The following is a 17,441-nucleotide window of genomic DNA, read 5'->3' as shown; positions in this document are numbered from 1 at the left end:
GCGATACAGTCGAACCGTAAAGAAGAGATTGCAAGGAGTCAGGACATGGCCGAGGATCTGGTCGCCGAAATCGAGGCGCTGGAAGAAAAGCTGGCCGAGGCCAAGCGCGCGATCACCAGCCGCTTCATCGGCCAGGAGCGCGTCGTCGAGCTGACCCTCTCGGCCCTGCTCTGCGGCGGCCACGGGCTGCTGATCGGCCTGCCCGGTCTCGGCAAGACGCGACTGGTGGAAACCCTCTCGACGGTGATGGGCCTCAATGGCAACCGCATCCAGTTCACCCCCGATCTGATGCCCGCCGATATCCTCGGCTCCGAGGTGCTGGAAACCGGCGCCGATGGTTCGCGCGCCTTCAAGTTCATTCATGGCCCCATTTTTTGCCAGTTGCTGATGGCCGACGAGATCAACCGCGCCTCGCCGCGCACGCAATCGGCGCTGCTTCAGGCGATGCAGGAGAAATCCGTCACTGTCGCCGGCGAAACCCGCAAGCTCGAGCTGCCGTTCCATGTGCTGGCCACGCAGAACCCTATCGAGCAGGAGGGCACCTACCCGCTGCCCGAGGCGCAGCTCGACCGTTTCCTCGTGCAGATCGACGTGATGTATCCCGACCGCAAGACGGAAAAGGATATCCTGCTCGCCACCACCGGGACCGAAGAGGCCGAGGCGCATGCGGTTTTCGATCCCGCCTCGCTGATCGCGGCGCAGCACCTGTTGCGGCGGATGCCGGTGGGCGACGCGGTGGTGGAGATGATTCTCGATCTCGTGCGCGCCTTCCGCCCCGACGATCCCTCCGCCTCCGAGCGGGTGCGCGACACCGTCGCCTGGGGCCCCGGCCCGCGTGCCGCGCAGGCGCTGATGATGACCGTGCGCGCCCGCGCGCTGCTTGAGGGACGTCTGGCACCCTCGCCGGCGGATGTGATCAATATGGCGCGCCCCGTGCTCGTTCACCGCATGGCGCTGACCTTCTCGGCCCGCGCGCGCGGCGAGGATCTGGGCGCGATCATCGACGATGTGGCCGGCGGGCTGGTGCCCAGCGAGGCCGCCGCTTGAGCGAGCGCATCGCCCTTCTTCGCCGCGACGCGCAGGAGGAAGCCAGCCGTTTCCCCGCGCTGCTCGCCCGCGCCGAGCATCTCGCCGGCACCGTGCTTCTGGGCGAGCACGGCCGACGGCGTGCCGGCATGGGCGACGATTTCTGGCAATACCGCCCGCTGCGCCCCGGCGACACCTATCGCAGCATCGACTGGCGCCGCTCGGGCCGGGGCGACGAGCAATTCGTACGCGAACGCGAATGGCAGATCGCGCAGAGCGTGCAGCTCTGGGTCGATGGCGGCGCCTCGATGCGCTTTGCCTCGGACAAGGATCTGCCCAGCAAGGCCGAGCGCGCCCGGCTGGTGGCGCTGGCCACGGCGATCCTGCTGATCCGGGGCGGCGAACGCGTGGGCTTTACCGGCTGGTCGCTGCCGCCGCGCAACGGCGATGTGCAGATCCTGCGGCTGGCCGAGGCGCTGTCGGAGGACGGCGGCGAGGAGTATTCCGAACCCGAGGCGCGCGGCATGATTCCGCATGCGCGGGCGCTCTTCGTGTCGGATTTCCTCGGCGATCTCGATCCGGTCGAGGCCGCGCTGACCAAGGCCGCCGACCGGGGCGTGCGTGGCGTGCTCTGCCAGGTGCTCGACCCGAGCGAGGAGAGCTTTCCCTTCAAGGGCCGCACGGTGTTCGAAAGCGTCGGCGGCACGCTGGCGCATGAAACGCTCAAGGCCAGCGACCTGCGCGACCGCTATCTCGACCGGTTGCACGCGCGCAAGGATCGCCTCGCCCAATTGTCGCGGTTAACCGGCTGGCAATACCTGTGTCACCATACCTCAGACAGCGCGCAATCGGCGCTGCTCTGGGTCTATCGTGCGATGGATGGAGGCCACGGATGACCGTGCTCGGCCCTCTCGGCTTTACCGCGCCCTGGCTGTTGCTGGGGCTGATCGCGCTGCCGGTGCTCTGGGTGATCCTGCGCGCGGTGCCGCCGGCGCCCATCCGGCGGATGTTTCCCGGCGTGGTGCTTCTGCTCGGCCTCAAGGACGAGGAACAGGTCACCGACCGCACGCCCTGGTGGCTGCTGCTGATGCGCATGCTGGCGGTGGCGGCGGTGATCGTCGGCCTCGCCGGCCCGGTGTTGAACCCGCAGGACGAGGCCGGCGATAGCGCCGGCTCCGGCCCGCTGCTGGTCGTGATGGATGCCAGCTGGTCGAGCGCGTCCGACTGGCGCGCCCGGCTCGAAGCGCTCGACACGCTGCTGACCCGGGCCGAGCGCGACGGCCGCCCCGTGGCGCTGATGCGGCTCACTGATCCGCAGGAACCGCAATTCCAGGCGGCGGGCGTGCTGAAAAGCCGGCTCACCGGCATCCTGCCCGAGCCCTGGCAGCCCGATGAGGAGCGTATGGCGCGCGCCCTGTCGCTGCTGCCCGAGGAGGATTTCGACAGCTACTGGATGTCCGACGGGCTCGCCCGCGACAGCCGCGCGGCGCTGCTCTCGGCGCTGGAATCGCGCGGCACCGTTACCGTGTTCGAGAGCCCGCGTGCGCATTACGCCCTGACCCCGCCGCGGTTCGAGGACGGCCATGTGGCGCTGACCCTGCGGCGGCTGCGCCCGGGGCCGGAGACCGAGCTGTCGGTTGCGGCGCATGGGCTGGATCCGGCGGGCAACCCGGCGGTGCTGGCGCGCAATCCGGTGATCTTTGAGCAATCGGCCACCGAGGCCGAGCTAGTGCTGAACCTGCCCGCCGAACTGCGCGCGCGCATCACCCGCTTCGAGATCGAGGGCGCCCGCAGCGCCGGCGCCGTGGCGCTGCCCGATGACAGCCTGCGCCGCCGCGAGGTCGCGCTGATCGCCGGCAACGAAAACCGCGAGGGGCTGGAACTGCTCTCGCCGCTGCATTTCCTGCACAAGGCGCTGGTGCCCACCGCCGAGCTGCTCGACGGCACGCTGGAGGCGGTGCTGCCTGCCAACCCCGATGTGATCGTGCTGGCCGATGTGGCGACGCTGGCGCCGGGCGAAGAGGCGGGTATCCTGGAGTGGCTGGAGGCCGGCGGCACGCTCTTACGCTTTGCCGGGCCGCGTCTGGCGGCGAGCGATGTCAGCCGCAGCGAAGAGGATGCGCTGATGCCGGTGCGGCTGCGCGCCGGCGGGCGCTCGGTCGGCGGCGCGATGAGCTGGGGCGAGCCGAAATCGCTGGCGCCCTTCCCCGAGGACAGCCCGTTCCATGGGCTCGATATCCCCGAGGACGTGACGGTCAGCTCTCAGGTCATGGCGCAACCTGACCCGACGCTGGCGTCGCGGGTGATCGCGCAGCTCACCGACGGCACGCCGCTGGTGACGCGCAAGCGCGTGGGCCAGGGGCAGGTGGTGCTGTTCCACGTCACCGCCAATGCGGAATGGTCCTCCTTGCCGCTCTCGGGGCTCTTTGTGCAGATGCTGGAACGGCTGGCGGTCTCGGCCATGCCCGCCGCGCCCGAGGCGGAGGATCTCGAAGGCACGATCTGGCAGCCGATCCGGGTGCTCGACGCCTTTGGACGGGTCGGCGATGCCGGCACCCTGCCCGGCGTTGCGGGCGAGGATCTGCTGAGCACGCCTCTGGGACCGGAGCTGATGCCCGGGCTTTATCAGGGCGAGGAACGCAGCCTGGCGCGCAACACGGTGACGGCGGAGACGGTGCTGGAACCGGCACTCTGGCCGGAGCGGATTTCTGTCGAGGGGCTGTCACGGCCGCAGGAAACCCCGCTGGCGGGCTGGCTGCTGGCCGGCGCCATCGCACTGCTGCTGGCCGACGTGATCGCCTCCTTGGCCCTGTCGGGCCGCCTCGGCGGGCCCCGGGCGCGCGGCGCGGCGGCGGCGCTCCTCGCGGCGCTGCTGATCCTTCCGGCACAGGGCCGCGCGCAGGAGGAAGATAGCGACGCCGCCGCCATTCTCGCCGCCTCGGAGGTGACGCTGGCGCATGTACTGACCGGCGACCGGCAGCTCGACGATCTGGCGCAGGCCGGGCTGCGCGGGTTGTCGGACACGCTGTTCTTCCGCACCTCCGTCGAGCCTGCCGAGCCGGTGGGCGTCGATCTCGAAACCGACGAGCTGGCGTTTTTCCCGATGCTCTACTGGCCGGCCACCGCCGGCCAGCCGACACCATCCGCCGAGGCCTATGCCAAGCTCAACGAATATCTCCGCTCGGGCGGCATGATCCTCTTTGACACCCGCGATGCGGATGTGGCGAGCTTTGGCGCCGCCAGCCCGGAGGGGCGCAAGCTGCAACAGCTCGCCGCGCCGCTCGACATCCCGCCGCTGGAACCGGTGCCGCAGGATCACGTCCTGACGCGCACCTTCTACCTGCTTCAGGATTTCCCCGGACGCTATGCCAGCCGCGATGTCTGGGTCGAGGCGGCGCCCCCCGATGCGGAGCTGATCGAGGGCATGCCCTTCCGCAATCTCAACGACAACGTGACCCCCGTGGTGATCGGCGGCAATGACTGGGCCGCCGCCTGGGCCACCGACGAGCGCGGCAATCCGCTGGTGCGCATGGGCTCGGGCTTTGCCGGCGAACGCCAGCGCGAGATCGCCTATCGCTTCGGGGTCAATCTGGTGATGCATGTGCTGACAGGCAATTACAAATCCGACCAGGTCCATGTGCCGGCGCTGCTCGACAGGCTGGGCCAATGACCGGACAGATCGTTTTCGACCCGCTGCTGCCCTGGCCGCTGATCGGGGCACTCGCCGCCGTGGCGCTGGCCGGGGTCGTGCTGGCACTGTGGCGCGGGCTGACCGGCTGGCCCCTGCGCTTCTTTGCCGGCTTCGTGCTGGTCGCGGCGCTGGCCCAGCCCAGCTTTCAGGAAGAGGATCGCGCGCCGCTCTCGGATATCGTGCTGATGGTGGTGGACAAGAGCGCCTCGCAGCGCCTCGCCGACCGGCTGGAGGTGACCGAGGACGCGGCGGCGACGCTCGAAGCGCGCATCGCCGCCCGCCCCAATACCGAGCTGCGCCGGATCGAGGTCGGCGACGGCGAGGGCGACACCGGCACGCAGCTGATGACGGCGCTGTCCTCGGCCATGGCCGAGGAACCGCGCGGGCGCATCGCCGGGGTGTTCCTGCTCTCGGACGGGCGGCTGCACGATCTCGACCGCGCGCCGAACCCGCCCGCGCCGATGCATCTGCTGATGACCGGACGGGACGAGGACTGGGACCGTCGGCTGATTGTGAAAAACGCGCCCGCCTTTGCCATTCTCGGCGAGCCGGTCACCCTGACCCTGCGGATCGAGGACGATGGCGCCGCGCCCGGGGCCGCGAACACCGCGCTCGACATCTCGGTCGATGGCGGCGAGCCGCAGAGCTTTACCGTGCCCATCGGCGAGGATGTGGATCTGCCGATCGAGCTGCCGCATGGCGGCCTGAACGTGATCCGCTTTTCCACCCCCGAGGGCGAGGGCGAGCTGACCGACCGCAACAATGCGGCGCTGGTGCAGATCAACGGCGTGCGCGACCGGCTGCGCGTGCTCCTGGTCTCGGGCGAGCCGCATGCGGGCGGGCGCACCTGGCGCAACCTGCTGAAATCCGACAGTTCCGTCGATCTGGTGCATTTCACCATCCTGCGCCCGCCCGAGAAACAGGACGGCGTGCCGGTGACGGAACTGTCGCTCATCGCCTTCCCGACGCGCGAGCTGTTTCTGGAGAAGATCGAGGATTTCGACCTGATCATCTTCGACCGCTACAAGCGGCGCGGCATCCTGCCGGCGATCTATCTCGACAATGTGCGCAACTATGTCGAGCAGGGCGGTGCCGTGCTGGTGGCCGCCGGGCCGGATTTCGCCAGCGCCGATTCCATCTATCGCTCGCCCCTGTCAGAGATCCTGCCCGCCGAACCCACCGCCCGGGTGATCGACCAGGGCTATCGGCCCAAGGTCACCGATCTGGGCCAGCGCCACCCGGTCACCGCCGGGCTGACCGGCGCCGAGACCTGGGGCCGCTGGCTGCGCCAGATCGAGCTGGAACCGCTGGAGGGCGATGTGGTCATGTCCGGCGCCGACGACAGGCCGCTCTTGATCCTCGACCGGGTCGGCGAGGGTCGCGTGGCGCTGCTCGCCTCGGATCAGGCCTGGCTCTGGTCGCGCGGCTACGAGGGCGGCGGGCCGCAGCTCGACCTGCTGCGGCGGCTGGCGCATTGGATGATGAAGGAGCCGGAGCTCGAGGAAGAGGCGCTCTGGGCCGAGGCCACCGGCCAAAGCATGCGCATCATCCGCCGTACCCTGGGCGAAAGCGTCGGCAGCGTGACGGTGACGCGGCCCGATGGCGAGACCGAGGAGGTGACGCTGGAAGAGGTGTCGCCGGGCCGTTACGAAGCGCTCTATGACGGCCCCGAGATCGGGCTTTACCGGCTGCAAAACGGTGAGGAAGAGGCGGTGATCGGCCTCGGCCCCGCCGCTCCGCGCGAATTCGAGCAGACCATCGCCAGCGGCGAAGCGCTGGAGCCGGTGATCGACACGATGCGCGGCGGCGTGATGCGGCTGGAAGAGGGGCTGCCCAGCATCCGCTCGGTCGGTGCGGGCCGGCCCGCCGCCGGACGCGGCTGGATCGGGATCACCCCACGCGAAGCCTATGAGACCATGGATGTCCGGCAGATCCCACTGCTTCCGGCCTGGCTGACCCTGCTGCTCGCCTCCGGATTCATCATCGGTGCTTGGCTGCGCGAAGGACGGCGATAGAAGGCCCCTGGGGACCGAGAGGCGGCGCGCGCCCTGGAAAGCGCGGGAGACAGACTATTTCCAGGACGTCGCCAAAGCCCTCTCCGGGTGATCCCTTCCTACGAAGCTACTATAAATTATAGAGAAATCCGCGTTGTTCAGACCTCGGAAGACAGATGGCCACCCTCGCCGGGACGCTGATTCTATCCAAAGCTGCCTTAAAAATTCCCGATTTCAGATATTTCGAATCAAGTGATTCTCCCTATGCGTGTAAATTCTGGACGGCTGAACGTCGGGTGCCGTTCAATTTGTGCAAATATCATGGGCATCAGCCGGCGAAACCGTAAGATCTGAACGCAAAATGATCTTCGCACTGGTAGCCGGAAAGATTTTCCGACCATACAGGGAAACCTTTCTGTCATTTCTTAGCTGTCACGCTTACGTTTTTTAAGGCTGATAAGACTTCCTTCGACTCCGAAGATAACGACAGTAACGAAAAGAATACAAACATCGACCGAGCAGAATGTAATTAATGTTTTTAAAGGGATATTCGATGTCCTACACCATACATGATACATTCACGAGAGGGCGCACTATGCTAGGCGGAAACGCCTTCGAAACAGCGCGAGTATCGTTCGCATCTCTCTCGCCGACCGGCGGGTTCGTAAAGCGTGCAATCGACATTTTTATCGTTCTGATTGCCGTGCCCGCATTCCTGCCGCTGTTTATTGGCCTGGTGCTGATGATCAAACTGACGGATCCCGGTCCGATCTTTTATGGTCACAAGCGCATCGGCTTCAGCGGACGGACATTCCGCTGCTGGAAATTCCGGACGATGGCCACCGATGGCGACGAAATTCTGGAGCGGCATTTCCTGTCGCGCCCGCAGGATCGCGAAATCTGGCTGCGCGAGCGTAAGCTCGACAACGACCCCCGGGTAACCCCCATCGGGGCCGTGCTGCGCAAACTCAGCCTCGACGAGCTGCCTCAGGTGATCAATGTGCTGACCGGCGAAATGAGTGTCGTCGGCCCGCGACCGGTGGTGGCCGACGAGCTCGAGATCTACTCCCGCTCCGCCGAGCACTATCTGCGTGCGCGTCCGGGTGTGACCGGCCTCTGGCAGGTCAGCGGCCGGTCCGACACGAGCTATCGCGAGAGAATCAAACTTGACCGCTACTATGTCTCGAACTGGCATCCGTTCCTGGATCTCTGGGTCATGCTTCGCACGGTTCCCGCTGTCGTCATGGCACGCGGTGCACGGTGAACGGCTGCGCGCCCTGCGCGCAGCCTGTGCGGCGCTCCTCCTCAGCCTGAGCGCGGCCGCTTCCGCCGCTGCCGAGGAGATCCGAACGGGCTATGAGCTGACGATTCATGTCGCTCGCTGGGATACGATCAGCGGCGAAATGCGCAGTTGGGCCGGCTGGAACAGCGCCTACACAGTCGATGAAGAGGGCGCAATTCTGCTCCCGATCCTCGGGCGGACCGAGGTCATCGACAAAACGCCCGGCGCGGTGGCGAGCCGGATTGCGGATGGTCTGATCGAACAGCTTGCGCTGTCCGATCTGCCCGCAGTCACCGTCAGCATCTCCGAGCGGCCGCCGATCATGGTGCTCGGCTTGGTGCGCCAATCCGGTCCCATAGAATTTCGTGAAGGCATGACCGTACGCGAAGCGCTGGCAATGGCCGGTGGCGTACCGCTGTCATCCGATGTTCTGAACGACCCTGCGCGCGCTCGGTTGAATGCAACCGCGCTTCTCGAACAGCATCGCATGCGCGAGGACGATCTTACCGCACGCGCGGCGCGTCTTCGGGCCGTAAGCACCGAGGCGCCTTCGATCGATTTCCCGCCGATGCTCGACAGCACGCGCGGGGAGGCGATCAAGGCCCGTGAACTCGAACTTTTCAGGCTCGATGCCGATAGGCGACAGCGGTCGCTCGACCTGATCAAGGGGCGTATCAACCTGCTGACGACGGAAATCGACTCATTGCAGCAAAATGCCGTTTCTCTGCAAAAGCAGCTGGAACTGGCCGGCAGCCGTCTGGAATCCATCGGCAGCCTGTCCGAACGCGGCCTGACAGTCGCGTCACGGATGCTCGAAGCGCAACGGACCTATTCCACTATCGAAGCCCAGAGCCTCGACGTGCGCGGCGCAATCCTCGCGGCGCGTCAGGATATCGCGCGTGCCGAAGCCGACCGTCTGGAAATCGTACAGGGCCAGACGGCCAACGCGCTGCGCCAGCTTCAGGATACGCAGGCTCAGCTGGAGCAGACCCGGTCCCAGCGCCGCACCCAGGAACAGATTGTGACCCTCCTGAATGCTGCCGAACGACCGGAGGTCGCGCTCGATGTCGCGCTGTTCGACCGCGGCGCCGACACAGCGGTCGAAGCCGGCTTTGACCGGCGGGTCATGCCTGGCGACATCCTGCAATTCTCGCTGGCCGCCGACGTCTCGGGTATCTGACGGCGACCCGCTTATCCGGGTCTGTTCCCTTCTCATTCGAGCGGTAGAAGATAGCGTGAGGGCAGAACCGGCTGCGCGCCGCGCGCGCCGAATGCAGCAGCCAGCTTGTCGCGCAGCACCCCCCGAGCGATCGGCCATGCATTGTACGGCGGCACCAGCGCATGGCGGGCGGCACTTGCGAGACCGGATTCGCGTTTGATTTCAAGGAAAGCGTGCAACAGATAGCGCGCGCGCAAGGCCCGCAGATAAGCCTGCATCGCGCGGCGGTCTTCCTTTTTGGCGCCAATCTTCTTTTGCAGCTGCAACGACGCCTGAAAGAGATGGCGCAGATCGTCGGCGCCGTGCCGTCCGGACAGGCTGTCTGGGCGCACCCGCGCGACATAGCCGACATTCGGCAGCACGCTGAACCGCGCGCCCCGGACCAGCATTTCGAGATACAGCACGAAATCCTCCCCCAGGCGCAGCGACGGGTCGTAACGCAGACCGTGTTTGTCCAGAAACGCGCGGGACAAGACCGGCTTGAGAAAGCCCAGTTCGCCCCGCCGCACGGCGGCATCCGGGATATTGCCGTGCAGAAAGGCAGCCAGCCCGATCACCGTGGCTTTGGGAGAGCGTGGCGCGTCGAGCTCTTCACGCGTGACGAAGTCCGGTCGCGATTCCGGAACAAAGACGATATTGTCCGCGATGATGTCGCAGCCGGACTGCTCCAGCAGCGGCGCGAACCGCCCGGGCAGGAAATAGTCGTCCGCATCTAGGATCGCGATCAACGGCGCGGTTGCCTGGTCAATGGCGAGATTGCGCGCCAGTGCAGGGCCGACATTTTTCTTTTGCCGCAGCACCTTGAGGCGCGGATCCCCCGGCGACACCGCCTCTGCCGCCGCCGCCGTGTCGTCCTGCGATGCGTCGTCCACGACAATCACCTCGGCAACCTCGGGCTGATCGAGCGCAGAACGGACCGCACCGGCGATGGTCGCCGATGCGTTATGCGCCGGAATGATGACACAGACAGAGCGCTGAGGATCGGTCATCGCGCAACTCCTTTACGGGACGGACGGGATTCAAGCGTTTTACGGAGCAGCTCGGACAGGAGCGACCGCAGATTTTCGCGCAGGAACAGCAAGCTGTCACGGCCGCAAAGTTCCGACATGATGACGCGACGTCGGGGCCAGGGCAGCCCGTCGATCCAGGGGGTCGCGATCATCTGGCGCAGCATCTCGGATGACAGGCCGGCAAGTGGACGTGGCAGCCCCGGCATTGCCGCCGCGGGATACACGGCCTCAAGCATGCGCAGCGCCAGCCCCAGTGTATACTCAAGACGCACCGCCCGCGCGGTCGGCGCCAGGCACTTGCGCTCTTCGGGGGTCAAACACGCAATCGCGGCTCGCAGATCAAGCACCCCGCTGAGGCAGGGCTCGCGAGAGAGAAACGCCTTTCCCAGAGAGATCGACGCAAGCAGCACCCGATAGACCGGTCCCGGCACGCGAAAGCGCAGCTCTTCGAAGCGCATTTCGCGGCTCTCATCGAGAAAGGCCGAAAGGTTGCGCGGGCTTGGCAGGCCGGCCTGCTGAATCGCGTGATGCAGGTCGATCATCACCCCATTCTCCGGGTCGCGCAGGTGGATCTCGCCCAGAAACATCTGCCACCAGATGGCTTTGCGGCGGTCGACCTGTTCGAACCCCGCATCTCGGACGAGGGCGGTGGCGGCACGGCGCTGTCGCGGATGTACGAGAATGTCGATATCGGCGCTCGGCTTGCGGGCGATATCGCCGTAAAGCGCGGCCTGCTGCAACGGCCCCTTGAGATGCACATGCCCAATTCCGGCCGCATTGAGACGATCCGAGATCCGTGCGCCGATGGCGAGTCCACGCCTGTTGAGAAGAAGCATCTGTAGACGAAGCTGGGACAAGCGCGGGGCCAACACCTCGCAGCCACGCGGCAGAGCCGCCGCCTCCTGGGGCAGAAACCCGATCATCTTGTTGAGGCGCGCGAGCTCGAAAAGGTGCAGCGGGTCGAGATCCGGAAATGCCGCGGCATGGGCGTGCGAATCGACCTCGGAAAAGGCATTTTCGGCGGCGCCCAGCAAAAACGCCGTTTCGGACACGCAATGGTGCCCAAATACCTTCTTAAACTGTTCAGGTGCGAATGGCAGATGATGCTCCTTCACGTCGCTTCGTAACGATTTTGTGGCGATTGTAACGGGATAGCGATAAAACCATTTGGCATTTGCCCCTACTGTTGAATAGAGTGAAAGCAATCAAAACCAAAATCAACGAGCGGTTCGATTTTCATGTCATGATTCCCCGAATCTGTTTCTTTTGCACTGAAAGAAATTCGGTTGTTTTTACTATGTCGGAAAATGCGGCATAGCGCGGCGGCACGGCGCTCAAAAGTTAACCTTATATTAACCTCTAGTTGTATGAAGCAATCTCAGGTTGTTTCCAAATTTTGCAGCCGCAGCGAAACATTGACTCCCCTACTCGACCCGTCATGCTGGAATAACGGCCAATTTAAGCCTTATTCTGAGTAGGAGACTTTTCATGAAAAAACTGCCTTACAGCGCGCCCCAGATCCGCGCGCACGGCAAGCTTGAGGACCTGACCCACGGGGCATCCTCGGGCACCAAAGCCGACGCCGTTTTCGTTATCAACCCCGGCGATCCGCTTCCGACCTTCACCTTCACCTGAGGTTTTCGGGTTCCGAAGGTTCGGTCTAAAACATTCTGGCCGGGGTCAGCTGCCGATCCCGGCCAGATCTTTCCTTTGAGTTTTCAACGTGATGATTTATCGCCCCAAACCCGATTGCATGGCCTGCGCGTATGGCGACGGGCTCGCGATCCTCGACATGAAAACCAACACCTATTTCAGCCTCGACCCGGTCGGGGCCACGATCTGGAATGCCCTCTCGAACGGTGCCGATATCGACACGCTCGTCGCCGCCGTGGTGACGGAATTCGATGTCTCGCCCGAGATCTGCACGGCGGATGTCGAGACCTTCGTATCGACTTTGATGGATGAAAGCCTGCTTCAAGGAGCGGCCTGATGGACCGGCTGGGCAGAGTCCTGCGGTCCCCCCATCGTCTGCACCTGCTAGTCACGGCGCTGGTGGCGGTGGCGCGCGCACGGCTCGCGCTCATCCTGAGGCAGATGCCGCGCCTACGAGCCGGAATTGATGCCGAGCGCGCGCAGGCGGCGACTGCGACGGGCACCCTTTCGCCACTACACGACCTGCGCGAAATCGCTTGGTCGGTCACCGCTGCCGCCCGTCTGGTGCCGGGCGCCACCTGTCTGACCCAGGCGCTTGCAGGCGACTGGCTGTTGGCGAAACGTGGCCGCGGCGGCGAGATCCGCCTGAGCCTGCCGGTGGATACCGGCGAGGGGTTCCGTCCCCATGCCTGGCTGCTCAGCGACGGAGTGATCGTGCTTGGCGGCAGCAGCGAGGACTATGCGCGACACCGCGCCTTTGAACCGGCCGCAAACACACCATCCCGCTTGCAGAGTGCGCGGGAATGAGCGGCTTTGTGGCAGCGTTGCGGCTGAACGGGGCCGGTCCGGCACCGGGTCCGCTGCTCGATGCACCGCTCGCGCGGCTGCGCCATCGTGGGCCACAGGGCATCTACCGAACCGAAAGCGGACCCGCCGCCCTTGCGCAGCTGATGTTCCGGCCCGGCGCGAACGGGACCTCCGACATTCTCGCGCCGACCGGCGGTGCCTGGCAATTGCGCCCGGACGGCCCGCTGCTGGTGGGAGACCTCGCAATTCTCGACGGCCCGCAGCTGGCGCAGGCGGCAGGGAGCCGCTATCGCAGCGACGCGCTCGCGGTTCTGGCGGCTTATGATCGCTGGGGCGTCGCGCTCGGCGATCATCTCGAGGGCGAGTTCGCCTTCGTCATCTGGGATCCCGCCGCGCGCCGCCTGCTCGCCCTGCGCGACCGGTTCGGCATCAAGCCGCTCGCCTACCGCGCCACAGCGGACCTCTTGCTGATCGCCAGTGAACCGGCTGCGCTGGACGATGGCGTCGCCGCACCGGATCCGCGATGGATCGCCGGGTTTCTCTCCGGTGAAGAGCATGACGCGGCGTTGTCTCCCTTTCCCGGCGTCCGCCGCCTTGCTCCGGGGCATCGGCTTGCGTGCGACGGTACCTCCGTGTGGGAAGACGCATGGTGGCAGATCGAGACCGCAACGCTTCCCGAGGCCGAGGCCCCCGAGGCGCTTGCCGAAGCGCTCGACCGTGCCGTCCGCGCGCGCATGACGCGCGATTCCACCACCCTGCTGAGCGGCGGGCTTGATTCCAGCACAATCACCTGTCTGGCCGCACGCGCCTCGGACAGGCCGGTGCGGGCGCTTTCCATGCGCTATGCCGAGATGCCGGAGCTTGACGAGGGCCGCTATATCGATGCGGTCCGAAACTGCGGCAATATCCTGGGCGTCGACGCGCAGACGCGCATCGGAACCGCCTTCGAGGGCATGGACCGGGTGCTCGCGGAGCAGGGTTTTCCGGTCTTCGCCCCGAACCAGACGATGCTGGCGCAGACACATCGCGCCGCCGTCGGCATTGGCGCCGGTGTCGTACTCGACGGGCATGGCGGCGACGAGGTCATCGGCAACGGCACCTGGTATTTCGGCGAGCTGGCGCATGAAAGACGCTGGCGCACACTCTGGCGCGCATTGCGGGCCAATGCGGCTGTCAGCGAAACGCCCTCCTCTCCCCGTAGCCAGATGATCGCCGCGCTCGCGCATCACGGCCCCCGCCCGGTGCGCCCGCTGATGCGCCGCATGCTGGGCCAAAGCGCGGCGGGGCAGACCCCAATGCAGTTGATGCCGCCGCAGCCGCTCGCACCCGGCTATACCGACACCGCGCCGTTCGGGCCCGTCGCGCTGCGCCACGATCATCTCGATCCGTTCACCCGCTACCACGCCCGTATCGTGCAGAACCCAAGCACGGCGCTGGCCTTCGAGTTCCTCGACCGTGCCGCCACCCATGCCGGGCTCGACCTGCGCTTTCCGTTCTACGACCGGCATGTGATCGCGATCACGCTGGGCCAGCCGACCCGGGCGAAAATCGCGCCGGGGCAACCGCGCGACCTGTTGCGCAAGGCGATGGCCGGCGTGCTCCCCGAGATCGTGCGCCGGCGCGAGGGCAAGACCGATTTCACGCCCGGAATCGTCACGGGCTTCACCGCCGCGCAGCGCGCACGGCTCGACAGCCTCGCCCACGCGGTACCCGAGCTGCTCGCCCCCTATCTCGACCCAGGGTCGCTGCGCGGCGTCATCGACGCCTTCGACAAAGAGGACACCCGGCCCCGCGCCGTTGCCCCGCTGATGCGCCTGCTGTGGCTGGACACCTGGTTGCACAGCCGTACCGGCGCCGAAATGCCTGCCCCGAGAAAGGCCCTGTCATGAACGTTATCGTACCGACAGAGACCCAGATCGCCCATTCCTACTGCGCCTACGGGTTCGACATCTGCTCCGAACTCAGCCTGCCGGAACTCTCACATGGCGGCCCGGCGCGGATTGGCATGCGTAAGCTGCGCATCGCCAATGCGCGTGTCCCCCGGCGGAACGGACATTCGGGTAACGGCTATGTCTTCGACGAGACCGGCTCGACCTTCTGGTGGCAGGATGTCGGCGCGTTTCACGTCTCGCCGCAGGGCGACCGCGTCAGCGTCGACCGGGAAGACGGCGTTCCCGACGATCTGCTCGCCTTCCCGATTCTGGGCCCGATCCTGTCAGAGGTGCTGCGGCGCAACGGGCTGTTTGTGCTGCATGCCAGCGCCGCGGCAATCGACGGGGCGGGCATCGCGCTGCTCGCGGACAAGGGCACCGGCAAATCCACCACGGCCGGCGCGCTGTTGCGCAGCGGTGCGCCGCTGCTTGCCGACGATCTGGTGGCAATCGACCCGATCTCGGGCGTGATCCGGCCGGGGTTCGCCCAGATCAAGCTGGCCGAGGCCGATCTCGCGCATCAGACCCTCTGCCCGTCCTGGGTTGTGCGCCCCTTCGTGCACGACAAGATCGACAAGCGCCGGGTTCTGCTGCCGGGCGGCCTCGCACAGACCGAGGTGCCGGCGCGGCGCATCTATGTGCTCGAACGCGGCGACGGCCCCGAGGCGGAATTTCTCGACATTCCGGCGGAGGCCAGGCTACCCGCGCTGCTACGCTTTGCCTTCGCACCGCGCTTCGGCACGGAGGCGCTGCGCGGGGCCGATGCGGCGGCGCATTTCAGCGCTGCCGTGCGAATCGCCGGGAACATTCCGGTGCGGCGGCTGCGCACGCCCTGCGGTCACGACCGGCTGCCCGGGCTGATCGACGCGATACGCGCGGATCTCGCCACAGACGAAGGTGACCTCCGATGACCATGGCCATGCAGGACACCGGCAGACGCGCCAAAGCGACACCCGCACAGAAGGAGCGTCCAGGACAGCGCACCACGCGGGAAATCCGCGAGATCCTGGCAGCGCTGCGCGGAGTCGGGCGCCGGCGGTTCTGGGTGGCGCTGGTGATGCTGATCCTCGGCGGGCTTACCGAGGGCATGTCGATCCTGCTGCTGCTTCCCGTGCTTCAGGTGATCCTGAAAAGCGAGGATGCAACGCAGACGCTCGACCTTGGACAATACGAGATCGGTGGGGTTTCCCTGCCCGACATCTCCATCAGCCTCGAGATGCTTCTGAGCCTCTTTGTGCTGGTGGTAGTGGCGCAGGTCGCCTTTAACCGGATGAAGACGACCTATCTCAACGATACGATGTTCGATTTCACCAACGGTGTCCGGCTGTCGCTGTTCTCGGCATTGTCGCGGGCGCGCTGGGACCGGATCACGCGGCTGGCGATCAGCGATCTCGAACACGCACTAACCAGCGAGGTCGAGCGCATCTCGACCTGCGGCATGTTCCTGCTGGCCGGGCTGCAAGGCCTCGTGATGCTGGCGATCTACGCCGGCATGAGCCTGCTGATCTCGCCGCCGATGACCCTGCTTATGCTTGGCTTCGGCGTGGTGGCGCTGGTTCTGATGCGGCCGTTCCGCCGCCGTGCCACCCAGTTCGGCGAACTGTTGCAGGAATCGCGCCGGCGCCAGTTCGCCACGGTCTCGGATTTCCTCAACGGTCTCAAGATCGCCCGCGCAACCAATGGTGAGCGTGTCTTCTTCGGCCAGTTCCAGCAGCTCCTGAACGAGAACAAGCGCGACACCCGCGCCTATGTGCATCACAGCGCCACCGGCTCCGGCCTGTTTCATATCATGATCACGCTCGGCGCGGCGATCTTCATCTATATCGCCGTGCGTGTGCTTGCGATGGATTTTGCCAGCCTCGTTGTGCTCCTGCTGATCGCCATGCGGATCGCGCCGCGGTTCATGTCTTTGCAGATGCAGATGCAGCAGCTTCTGCCCAACCTCGCCGCCTGGCGGCATCTGCGTCGGCTCGAAACCGATCTGCGCCTTGCCGAGGATACCTCGGCACATACCAGCATGCCGATCCCGCCGCTGAAAGACGGCATTGTGTTCGAAGGGGTTTCCTATCGTCACGAAGGTGCCGAACGCCCCGCCGTCCGCGACCTCACCCTCGAAATGCCGGCGGGCCGGGTCACCGCCCTGATCGGCATGTCCGGCTCGGGGAAAAGCACCATCGCCGATCTGGTGACCGGATTGATCCAGCCGACCGCCGGTCGCATCACCTTCGACGGACGGCCTCTGAGCCCCCCGGAATTGCGCGGCTGGCGCGAACAGATCGCTTATGTAGCGCAGGAGAATTTTCTGCTCAATCTTTCGGTGCGCGAGAACCTCACGATGATCTCCGCGCGCCAGCACGACGAAGACGAGCTTTGGCAGGCGCTGGAACTGGCGGCGGCGGCGGATTTCGTCCGCGCCCTTCCCAACGGCATCGACACGGTGATCGGCAATCGCGGCGTTCAGCTGTCCGGCGGCGAACGTCAACGGCTGGCGCTGGCGCTGGCCTTTCTGCGCAATGCGCGCTTCCTGGTTCTCGACGAGGCCACCAGCGCGCTCGACTGGAAGACCCAGGAACATGTGGCCAATTCCGTGCGCCGCATGGCGCGTCAGGGCCTGACGGTACTGACCATCGCGCACCGGCCCTCCATGGTGGCCTTTGCCGATACGATCCACGCCATCGGAGACGGTCAGCTCATCGAGTCCGGGTCGCCAAGTGAGCTTATGGCAAAACCCGACGGCGATTTTGCCAAGATGCTGAGCAAGGAATCGACCCACACACCGGTTCGCCCGAAGTTCAAACGCAGGCGGGCAGCGTCACAGAGCTAGGGCT

14 protein-coding genes are annotated in these 17,441 nt (G+C 65.8%); 12 read left to right on the top strand and 2 right to left on the bottom strand.

Translation table 11 applies throughout. From position 1 onward, the window contains the following. Window positions 1–45 precede the first annotated feature (45 nt). The 6 genes from I6N89_RS03215 to I6N89_RS03190 all read left to right on the top strand — a co-directional run bounded on the left by I6N89_RS03215 (window position 46) and on the right by I6N89_RS03190 (window position 9,173). Complete coding sequence (locus I6N89_RS03215; RefSeq protein ID WP_207016760.1) at window positions 46–1,047, top strand: AAA family ATPase; 1,002 nt, start codon at window positions 46–48, stop codon at window positions 1,045–1,047. Further along, window positions 1,044–1,922, top strand: a complete 879-nt coding sequence (locus tag I6N89_RS03210) for a DUF58 domain-containing protein (RefSeq protein WP_207016759.1) — start codon at window positions 1,044–1,046, stop codon at window positions 1,920–1,922. Before I6N89_RS03215 ends, I6N89_RS03210 begins: the two co-directional genes overlap by 4 nt. Then, the gene (locus I6N89_RS03205) at window positions 1,919–4,696 is read left to right on the top strand and encodes a DUF4159 domain-containing protein (protein WP_207016758.1); all 2,778 of its coding nucleotides are present in this window, start codon (window positions 1,919–1,921) and stop codon (window positions 4,694–4,696) included. The genes I6N89_RS03210 and I6N89_RS03205 overlap by 4 nt, the downstream gene beginning before the upstream one ends. Continuing rightward, window positions 4,693–6,732 carry a DUF7408 domain-containing protein gene (locus I6N89_RS03200; RefSeq protein WP_207016757.1) on the top strand — a complete coding sequence of 680 codons (2,040 nt, stop codon included), beginning with the start codon at window positions 4,693–4,695 and terminating at the stop codon, window positions 6,730–6,732. Before I6N89_RS03205 ends, I6N89_RS03200 begins: the two co-directional genes overlap by 4 nt. A gap of 532 nt (window positions 6,733–7,264) precedes the next feature. Beyond that, on the top strand, window positions 7,265–7,975 hold the full coding sequence (locus I6N89_RS03195) for a sugar transferase (RefSeq protein WP_328805835.1): 711 nt from the start codon (window positions 7,265–7,267) through the stop codon (window positions 7,973–7,975). Continuing rightward, window positions 7,965–9,173 (top strand): polysaccharide biosynthesis/export family protein, encoded by a 1,209-nt coding sequence (locus I6N89_RS03190; protein WP_207016756.1) that lies wholly within the window; start codon window positions 7,965–7,967, stop codon window positions 9,171–9,173. Before I6N89_RS03195 ends, I6N89_RS03190 begins: the two co-directional genes overlap by 11 nt. A 32-nt stretch (window positions 9,174–9,205) precedes the next feature. On the opposite strand, the gene I6N89_RS03185 is transcribed toward I6N89_RS03190, so the two are convergent. Next, a complete protein-coding gene (locus I6N89_RS03185; RefSeq protein ID WP_207016755.1) occupies window positions 9,206–10,201 on the bottom strand; it encodes a glycosyltransferase family 2 protein in 996 nt (331 codons plus the stop codon). Then, window positions 10,198–11,427 (bottom strand): nucleotidyltransferase family protein, encoded by a 1,230-nt coding sequence (locus I6N89_RS03180; RefSeq protein ID WP_207016754.1) that lies wholly within the window; start codon window positions 11,425–11,427, stop codon window positions 10,198–10,200. The genes I6N89_RS03185 and I6N89_RS03180 overlap by 4 nt, the downstream gene beginning before the upstream one ends. Window positions 11,428–11,710: 283 nt before the next feature. Here I6N89_RS03180 and I6N89_RS03175 point away from each other — a divergent pair, with 283 nt between their 5' ends. The 6 genes from I6N89_RS03175 (at window position 11,711) to I6N89_RS03150 (ending at window position 17,437) form a co-directional block, all read left to right on the top strand. Further along, window positions 11,711–11,857, top strand: coding sequence for a hypothetical protein (locus I6N89_RS03175; RefSeq protein WP_207016753.1), 147 nt, complete (start codon window positions 11,711–11,713; stop codon window positions 11,855–11,857). A gap of 91 nt (window positions 11,858–11,948) precedes the next feature. Further along, complete coding sequence (locus I6N89_RS03170) at window positions 11,949–12,212, top strand: PqqD family protein (protein WP_236016417.1); 264 nt, start codon at window positions 11,949–11,951, stop codon at window positions 12,210–12,212. Beyond that, window positions 12,212–12,682 carry a lasso peptide biosynthesis B2 protein gene (locus I6N89_RS03165; RefSeq protein ID WP_207016751.1) on the top strand — a complete coding sequence of 157 codons (471 nt, stop codon included), beginning with the start codon at window positions 12,212–12,214 and terminating at the stop codon, window positions 12,680–12,682. The genes I6N89_RS03170 and I6N89_RS03165 overlap by 1 nt, the downstream gene beginning before the upstream one ends. Further along, on the top strand, window positions 12,679–14,571 hold the full coding sequence (locus I6N89_RS03160; RefSeq protein ID WP_207016750.1) for an asparagine synthase-related protein: 1,893 nt from the start codon (window positions 12,679–12,681) through the stop codon (window positions 14,569–14,571). Before I6N89_RS03165 ends, I6N89_RS03160 begins: the two co-directional genes overlap by 4 nt. Then, window positions 14,568–15,524: a serine kinase gene (locus I6N89_RS03155; protein ID WP_207016749.1), complete on the top strand. Its 957-nt coding sequence runs from the start codon at window positions 14,568–14,570 to the stop codon at window positions 15,522–15,524. The genes I6N89_RS03160 and I6N89_RS03155 overlap by 4 nt, the downstream gene beginning before the upstream one ends. Further along, a complete protein-coding gene (locus I6N89_RS03150; RefSeq protein WP_207016748.1) occupies window positions 15,521–17,437 on the top strand; it encodes an ABC transporter ATP-binding protein in 1,917 nt (638 codons plus the stop codon). Before I6N89_RS03155 ends, I6N89_RS03150 begins: the two co-directional genes overlap by 4 nt. Window positions 17,438–17,441 lie beyond the last annotated feature (4 nt).

It is taken from the genome of Salipiger abyssi (assembly GCF_017311415.1).
In the GTDB taxonomy this organism is placed as follows: domain Bacteria; phylum Pseudomonadota; class Alphaproteobacteria; order Rhodobacterales; family Rhodobacteraceae; genus Salipiger; species Salipiger abyssi_A.
Note: the sequence above shows the minus strand (reverse complement) of the source record. Positions and strands in the feature narration are given on the sequence as shown.

Excerpts from the sequence above, each read along its gene's own strand:
- I6N89_RS03205 (WP_207016758.1), top strand. The coding sequence starts at position 1,919 with ATGACCGTGCTCGGCCCTCTCGGCTTTACCGCGCCCTGGCTGTTGCTG.
- I6N89_RS03155 (WP_207016749.1), top strand. The coding sequence starts at position 14,568 with ATGAACGTTATCGTACCGACAGAGACCCAGATCGCCCATTCCTACTGC.
- I6N89_RS03195 (WP_328805835.1), top strand. The coding sequence starts at position 7,265 with ATGTCCTACACCATACATGATACATTCACGAGAGGGCGCACTATGCTA.
- I6N89_RS03150 (WP_207016748.1), top strand. The coding sequence starts at position 15,521 with ATGACCATGGCCATGCAGGACACCGGCAGACGCGCCAAAGCGACACCC.
- I6N89_RS03170 (WP_236016417.1), top strand. The coding sequence starts at position 11,949 with ATGATTTATCGCCCCAAACCCGATTGCATGGCCTGCGCGTATGGCGAC.
- I6N89_RS03200 (WP_207016757.1), top strand. The coding sequence starts at position 4,693 with ATGACCGGACAGATCGTTTTCGACCCGCTGCTGCCCTGGCCGCTGATC.
- I6N89_RS03160 (WP_207016750.1), top strand. The coding sequence starts at position 12,679 with ATGAGCGGCTTTGTGGCAGCGTTGCGGCTGAACGGGGCCGGTCCGGCA.
- I6N89_RS03175 (WP_207016753.1), top strand. The coding sequence starts at position 11,711 with ATGAAAAAACTGCCTTACAGCGCGCCCCAGATCCGCGCGCACGGCAAG.
- I6N89_RS03165 (WP_207016751.1), top strand. The coding sequence starts at position 12,212 with ATGGACCGGCTGGGCAGAGTCCTGCGGTCCCCCCATCGTCTGCACCTG.
- I6N89_RS03185 (WP_207016755.1), bottom strand. The coding sequence starts at position 10,201 with ATGACCGATCCTCAGCGCTCTGTCTGTGTCATCATTCCGGCGCATAAC.
- I6N89_RS03215 (WP_207016760.1), top strand. The coding sequence starts at position 46 with ATGGCCGAGGATCTGGTCGCCGAAATCGAGGCGCTGGAAGAAAAGCTG.